Below are 6,953 nucleotides of genomic sequence, written 5' to 3' on the forward strand. Positions count from 1 at the left end.
CTGCTGTCGTCGATCGGCAACGTGCCACCGGCAGAAGCGGAAGCCACCTACTATGCCAGCCTGGAGGACCTGAGCATCGCCGCCTGACTCAAACGAAACAGCCTCCGGAGAATCCGGGGCGGTTCACTGCTATCTGCTGCCTTTGCTCGTTCTTCAGCCGCTGAGCGACATGACGCCGTTATGCAGCGAGATAGCGGGCGCGCTTTCCGCCGGCATGCCGATGGCGCCCAAGGCGAGCACGGCGCTGAAACTTGCGGATGCGTCCTTTTTTGCAGAGCTGACGGGCAAGGCGGTTGCCAGCGTTATCGCGCAATAACGAGCGGAGCCAGTGAGATGAAGAACGGCACCAAGCGCCCCAAGGGTTCCACTCCTACACATGCTGCCGGATTCGAGAGCAGCGCGGAGGTTCGGGCTCGGGGCGCAGGATTTGTCTGATGCGAGATCGCTGCGACCGAGCATATTTGTCTGCGGGACCGCGAGCCGACATTTGTCGAACTGCGCCGCAGCATGAAGCGCGACGGGCTGGCGTGGCACGTGATCGACTTCCACGATCATCTCGGCGGCAAGCTTGCCAACCTTCGCTTTCCTCCGGCTCTTTGGGAGAGCGACTGGATGTCGAATTCCGGCTTCTACACAAACCGGGCCAGTGCCTCGCGAATTAGCGAGCTCTTAAAGCGGACCAACGTCGAAGTCGAGGCCGTTTCGAGAGGCATTTGGCCTGATCTTCGAGTTTGTTCGATGAATCTCATATGCCCGACCGGGCCAAGACGCCCAGACTCCTCACTCGCGACATGAGACAAATTCATCGTATACCGCAAGTGTCTCCCCAATGACCGCGTCGAGGGAGAACTCGTCTTCTATCATACGCCGTCCGGCCGCTCCGTAGCGAGCACATAGCGCAGGCTGCGTGATCGCCTCGCAGAGGGCCGCCGCTAAGGCGCGGACATCGCGCGGCGGCACCAGCCACCCATTCTGGCCAGGGCGCACGATTTCGCGGCAACCGGGAACGTCGGTGGCTACGATGGCTCGAGCGCTTGCCGCGGCCTCGAGCAATGATCTCGGCAACCCCTCCCCATAAAAGGTGGGCAGGCAGACGATGCTCGCAGCGCTGAGTACCTGCGGTATGTCAGCTCGCCAACCCCAATATTCGATGTGGCCCATTTCGACGAAATGCGCGATCTCGTCACGCGCGGCGGCAGCCGGGCTGTCGACATCTGGCTCGCCAACGAGTGCGAAGCGAGCCTCGATGCCTTCGGATTTGAGAATCGCTGCAGCCTGCATGAATTCACCAACGCCTTTGGCCACAAGCAGGCGCGCTGGAAGCACGACCAAGGGAGGCCCAGGCGGCGGCGGCTCAGTTGAGTATTTGCAAGGATTTACGCCCGAGCCGCGGATCAGCCGAATGGAGGCCGGGGACGTTAGCCGCTGCTCGCTGAGGAGTGCGGCGTCGTCGGCGTTCTGCACGATAGTGCGCGTATTCGGGGCGGCAAGTGCGCAGCGCAGCGCGATTGTCACGGGAGGCCGCAAAAGGCGGGCCTTCGCGCTGTCCGAGCTGAAGATCCAACCAAGCCCCATAAGCGCGTTTATGACCCCCATGCTGCGGACGAGACGAGCAGCAAGTGAACCATATAGAACTGGTTTCACTGCCACGTTGTGCACGATATCCGGCACGACGCTTTTGTAGACAGAAAGCAGCTCAGCAATGGTGTTCAACTCATGGAAAGGATGCATCCCGGAGCGCGCAAAAGTGATCGGGATAAGTTCCAGGCCTGCATCGCGGATTACGTCCCCGTGACGCTGAACCCGCGTGGCAACTGTAACCTCGAACCCCGCTGCTTTGGCAGCGCGTGCGAGTGAGATCCGGTGGGAAACAAAGTACCAGTCTTCTGATACTAGGTAGAGTAACTTCAGTCGTCTGCCCACGTGGACTGACCTCCTTGTGCAATGTGTCGTCTCATGTTGTCGGGCGACGGCGGCGACGGACTCCTTTCAGGTAACGTGGCCTGAGCTCGTGTGTCGGATCTGGTGTGCAGTACTAATAGCATCTAATGGCTAAAACGAGTTGGCGCTCATTGAAGTCGGGGCAGCGCTCGCGACATCCACGGCCGGGGGGCGGCGACGAGTTGACGGTGGTAGCTCGCAGTGCGCAAGTGTAACATGGCATCCGAATCCACCCAGAAGCCATCGTCATCGGGGACGACGACTTTGCCGAGAGGGCGCAGTTCACACTCCCGCGGGCGCCATATTAAGGATCAAGCCAAGGAGAGGCCGTGATCCTGCGGCCACACTGCCTCAACCAGCTTGCTTCTCAGACTTGCGATAACATGCCGGAGTGGGTGCAGACGTGGGAGGAGTATTTCAACCTCGGCGCGGGCGAACGGCGGCTCGGCGATGACAACACGCCGGTCCTCTCCGTCGACCACGTCGCGTTCGTCCCGCACGACGAGCCGGTGATCGTCGCCGCCGAGCACTACCTGCATTACTGCAATCAGGACGCGGACGCTTGGGAGCGCGTACTCCCCGAGCTGCGCCAGAAGTTCTGAGCCAACAAGCAACGCCGGCGCCGGCGCGGAGGTGAAATTCGCCTTGCCGTGCACATGCGGCGCGGCGACGTCTCGGCCGAGGACAAGAAGGTGGCGCGCAACTTCACGCCCAACGCCATTTTCGTCAACACGCTGACGCGTCTCAAGCGACTGCTCGCCGACAAGGCATCGGCGTTGCGCATCGAGGTCTTCTCGCAAGGCGATGCGACGATGTTCGCCGACCTCGCCGCGCTCGGGGCGGACCTGTGGCTCGAAGCCCCGGCACTCGATACGCACCGCGCGCTGGTCGAGGCCGACATCCTCGTCATGTCGAAGGGCGTCTTCAGCTACACGGCCGGCGTGCTCAACGAAGGCATCACGCTGTACGATCCGCAGAAGTACCGCCCGCTCAAGGGCTGGATCGCGCGCGCCCCCGATGGCGCGTTCGATGAGGCGCTGGTCGCCAGCCGACTTCCCACCGTTCTACCGCCGCTGTCTTGAACGAAATGCCGTTCGGGGCAAGGGCGGCCGCCAATTCGCACTCATCATCACGAGGTCGCTAGGCGACGCTGCCATGTCAATCACCGCGACCGCAGCGGCTCCCGCGGTGGCAACTTCGCCGCCAAATCACCCAATTGCGCGGATACATTGCACGGGCAATTTCCGATCGAGGCCGGCTTGAAATCAGCGCTCATCCTCGTAGTGCTGCTCGGATCTCTGACGCTCTCCGTGGCTTCCGCCCAGCCGAGCGTAGAAGGGTGCGCTAAAGCACAATCGTCGAAAGTCATCATCAATGTCAGGGAGAGAGGTGCCAAGGGTGACGGACGCGCCGACGATACAGCGGCCATTCAGAAGGCCATCGATGAGGTTGCCGGTACGGGAGGCATGGCCCTTCTGCCTGACGGCATCTACATGGTCAACGCCGTTGCGCCGAGGCAGCTGACTCTAAAGAGCCGGATGACCCTAAAGCTGTCACAAGGAGCAACCCTCAAGGCGATATCGAACGGCGCATCGCATTACGCGATTCTCACGATCACAGGTGGCTCAAACGTCAGCGTTATTGGCGGCAACCTTGAGGGCGACCGCGAGCACCACCAGGGCACGTCTGGCGAGTGGGGCATGGGCCTAAGAATCATGGGTGGCGCTGAGCACATCACGATCATCGATGTGACCGCGAGAAAGATGTGGGGCGACGGATTCTATATCGATGGCGCGAAGGACGTACGCATTTGCGGCGTCACGGCCGATTACAATCGTCGCCAGGGCTTGTCGATCATCGACGCAATCGATGTGTTCATCACGGGCTCAGTCTTCAAAAACACGCGCGGGACGCGGCCTAGCGCCGGAATTGATCTTGAACCCGACAGGGCAGACCAGACAATCCGCAACGTCAGCATCACGCGGTCGAAGTTCCTCGACAACGCTGGTGCTGGCATTCAGATACTTGGAAAAAAGGGAACAGCAAACGTCTCAGACGTAAGGATCAAAAGCAATCTTTTCCGAGGCTCTCCACCCGTGAAGGTGAAGTACGCCGATGGCGTCCTGGACTCCGCAATATGTCATAACCGATATGCTACGCGGCCCGAGCCGTCTCGCGATCCGGCGATGGTGGCGACCGATGTGCAGGAGATGACGATCCTCGCAGGCTGCGGCGATCCCGGGCTGCGCATTCGCTACTAGCCTCGTCTGGGGGATGGGGTAAACCAGGCGGAGACGTACAGGCTGGCGGATCATAACTAGAACGAGCTCCACTTGTCAGCGAGTATCCCATCCGGCGCTAAGGTGAAGGCTACTGGCTCCCAATCGAGAGCCTGCAAGCTGTTGAAGCATGATCGACGAACCCAAGTACTACCAAGCCCTGCGATCCAATTCGGACAGCTGCGCGTTCATCCTCAGCTACGCAGACCGCTTCTATGCGGATGTGCCATATCACGTTCGAAAGAAGGGGACCGTGGACCGGAACAGAGACGCAGCGAAGGCGCCAAACTGAAGGCGAGATTTCGCCGACAACTAGCAATGAAGAGATTTGGTCCTGCGTCGGTGTCGCGCGCTAGCTGGCGGCGGATGGGATCAAAGCGCAACTGCACCTATAGTCCCAGAAGCAGCAGCGCCCTCGAATGCTCACATTCGCGCATTGCCGCGTCCCACCACCAAGGAGCGCCTCTGGTTCACGCCTTCGAGATGCGCAAGAGTGAGTTGTCTGGTATGCGGCGCATCATCGAAAATGATACATTTGCGGATCGAATAACCGTGGGCCAGGTTTTTCCGCCGCGCGAGCACTTCCCGGGGATCTAAATGGGTACTAAAGAAGCACTCGACGGATACCATAGAGAAGCGCATGCAGGACATCGAGTACATCATCGCGCACCTGCCGGAGAACCTGGACGCCAGGTTCACGGGAGTCGAGCACAAGCTCGCCGGCATCCGCGAGGTGCAGGTGCAGCACACGAAGCGGTTTGATGCGCTAGAGGTGCGCATCGATGCGGCCGAGGCAAGACTCTCGGCCGAAATCAGAGATCTGCGCCAGCTCATCGAGGAGCGGCTACCCAAGACGTAAACATCGGTCGCGACGGGCATTCATCTCAGTTGAATGCCCAAACACACCGAGCCGACCACGCCACCCGCAGGTATCCCGTGCGCGTTTCGCTCTGGGGCACGGCCAAACCGAAGCAGGACATCAAGTTGATGAAGAAGCGCCGGCAGGCGCCAGAGGATGATTGGAAGTCATAAAACCAGTGAGCAAGACCACAGTCATAAAGAGCAGCGGTAACGTGTCCGCCGACGTTGGCATACCGAACCGCAAGGAGCATGCCATTAAGGCCGCGCTGGTCTCACATCGGCCGAAGCATCGCCAGCCAGAATCTCAGTCAGAGCGAAGCCGCAAAGCGCATGGGCCTCTCGCAGCCGGACGTCTCCAAGCTCCTGAAAGGTCAGTTTCGGCCATTCTCGATCGAGCGGCTGATGCGCCTGCTGACGACGCTAGGCCAGGACGTCAAGATGGAGGTCGTGGAGCCGCGCAGCCCTCGCAAGAAGGGCAAGCTGACCGTCGAGGCGTGAGGGCGAACGCAGGCGCTTCATTGCGCCAATTGGTTGTCCCGCAACGATAGCCTTGCCTTTTTGCGCATGCGCTTCGCGAACTGACGCTTGATTTTGCGCAGCGCGCCGCGCTTCCAGCGATGCAGGCCTCGGCTGCGACGCGAGAAAGCGTCGTATTCGTCGCCGTTCACCGATCCTCGATTGCCCATCATGGCGGAACCTACCTTAGTGATTGCACACTGCATCACAGGCAACGGGACTGCAAGGCGCGCAGCGCACGCCCCTTACCCAGGGGACGAGCTCGATTCCGAACACGCGAGCACTTCCCGAAGCCCTAAATGGGCACTAGAAGAGCTACTAGACGGCTACCGCAGAGATGCGAATTAGCGACTGGAAGAAGATGGTCGAGAGCATCCCCGACATCCTGAGCGTTCGGTTTTCGCGGATCGACGGCGAGCTGGCCGAGATCAGGGAGCAGCAGGCGGTGCACTCTCAGCGGTTTACCACGCTGGAGCGCAAGATCGGGACACTCGATCAGAAGATCGAGATCGGCTTCGGCGCAGCGATGGGTGAGATTAAAGCCGTCAGGGGCGAAATCGACGAGCTGTCTCGAGGTATCAGAGATCTGCGCCAGCTGATCGAGGGGCGACTGCCAAAGACCTAACACCCCGCGGTGTCGCGACAGCCCTTCCTCTCAGTTGAGCCCGACGTGGAGAGCGCCGAGCTAGCAGTTCCGAAAGCTGCTTCCACTAAGAATTGGTAGGATGTCGTCGTAAACGGGCAGGGCCTGTGGCGGCGGCTGATATCCCTGCGCCGCATATAGGCTGGCTGGGAGTTCGTATAGCCGTGAAGGGTCTACGTACACGACCCAAACGCTGTCCTCGCGGCCCATCCATCCTTGACGCGGTACAGCCCCCTCGCCATGCGCTCTCTCCATGCTTTTGGGCCAAGCAGGCGTCGGTTGGGCGTCCGTGTCAACTAGGACTGAACCGGAAATGATCTCAAACCGAGATCGCTCCTATTGCGAGGCCTCGTCAACCGGCTTTGGATTGACGCGCTAGGTAACACTCCTCTGCTCGACGAGGGCCTCTCAAGCGAGAAGCCTGTTAATTTCGAAACTCACACGATCCTACACGGGAACTTGCACCGACTGAGCCTAGGGGGGCACCGCCGGGTCCAGCGTCCTCGTTGGTGCGCTGGATGAGTCATCAGGGGCTCCGAGTCCGAGGAGGACATCGGGATCGTCGGGACATGGCGCGCGTGCGAACTGAACCGCCCCGGATTCTCCGGAGGCTGTTTCGTTTGAGTCAGGCGGCGATGCTCAGGTCCTCCAGGCTGGCATAGTAGGTGGCTTCCGCTTCTGCCGGTGGCACGTTGCCGATCGACGACAGCAGG

9 protein-coding genes are annotated in these 6,953 nt (G+C 60.5%); 6 read left to right on the top strand and 3 right to left on the bottom strand.

Annotated elements, in window-relative coordinates:
- Window positions 1-153: 153 nt before the first annotated feature.
- On the bottom strand, window positions 154-555 hold the full coding sequence (locus tag F9K20_RS21040) for a hypothetical protein (RefSeq protein WP_291006711.1): 402 nt from the start codon (window positions 553-555) through the stop codon (window positions 154-156).
- 225 nt (window positions 556-780) lie between these two features.
- Window positions 781-1,923, bottom strand: coding sequence for a glycosyltransferase family 4 protein (locus F9K20_RS21045; RefSeq protein ID WP_291006713.1), 1,143 nt, complete (start codon window positions 1,921-1,923; stop codon window positions 781-783).
- A 347-nt stretch (window positions 1,924-2,270) separates the two neighbouring features.
- Here F9K20_RS21045 and F9K20_RS21050 point away from each other — a divergent pair, with 347 nt between their 5' ends.
- The 5 genes from F9K20_RS21050 (at window position 2,271) to F9K20_RS21070 (ending at window position 5,579) form a co-directional block, all read left to right on the top strand.
- Complete coding sequence (locus F9K20_RS21050; RefSeq protein WP_291006716.1) at window positions 2,271-2,543, top strand: hypothetical protein; 273 nt, start codon at window positions 2,271-2,273, stop codon at window positions 2,541-2,543.
- A gap of 54 nt (window positions 2,544-2,597) precedes the next feature.
- Entirely contained in the window at window positions 2,598-3,023 is a 426-nt protein-coding gene (locus F9K20_RS21055) for a hypothetical protein (protein WP_291006718.1), read from the top strand.
- 177 nt (window positions 3,024-3,200) lie between these two features.
- Window positions 3,201-4,202: a glycosyl hydrolase family 28-related protein gene (locus tag F9K20_RS21060; protein WP_291006720.1), complete on the top strand. Its 1,002-nt coding sequence runs from the start codon at window positions 3,201-3,203 to the stop codon at window positions 4,200-4,202.
- A gap of 658 nt (window positions 4,203-4,860) precedes the next feature.
- The gene (locus F9K20_RS21065; RefSeq protein ID WP_291006723.1) at window positions 4,861-5,079 is read left to right on the top strand and encodes a hypothetical protein; all 219 of its coding nucleotides are present in this window, start codon (window positions 4,861-4,863) and stop codon (window positions 5,077-5,079) included.
- 251 nt (window positions 5,080-5,330) lie between these two features.
- Window positions 5,331-5,579, top strand: a complete 249-nt coding sequence (locus F9K20_RS21070) for a helix-turn-helix transcriptional regulator (RefSeq protein ID WP_291006726.1) — start codon at window positions 5,331-5,333, stop codon at window positions 5,577-5,579.
- A gap of 17 nt (window positions 5,580-5,596) precedes the next feature.
- On the opposite strand, the gene F9K20_RS21075 is transcribed toward F9K20_RS21070, so the two are convergent.
- The gene (locus tag F9K20_RS21075; protein ID WP_291006729.1) at window positions 5,597-5,770 is read right to left on the bottom strand and encodes a hypothetical protein; all 174 of its coding nucleotides are present in this window, start codon (window positions 5,768-5,770) and stop codon (window positions 5,597-5,599) included.
- Window positions 5,771-5,958: 188 nt separating this feature from the next.
- On the opposite strand from F9K20_RS21075, the gene F9K20_RS21080 reads away from it, so the two are divergent.
- Entirely contained in the window at window positions 5,959-6,222 is a 264-nt protein-coding gene (locus F9K20_RS21080; protein WP_291006732.1) for a hypothetical protein, read from the top strand.
- The last annotated feature ends 731 nt before the right edge of the window (window positions 6,223-6,953 follow it).

The organism is Hyphomicrobium sp. (genome assembly GCF_009026145.1).
Classification (GTDB): Bacteria; Pseudomonadota; Alphaproteobacteria; order Rhizobiales; family Hyphomicrobiaceae; genus Hyphomicrobium_A.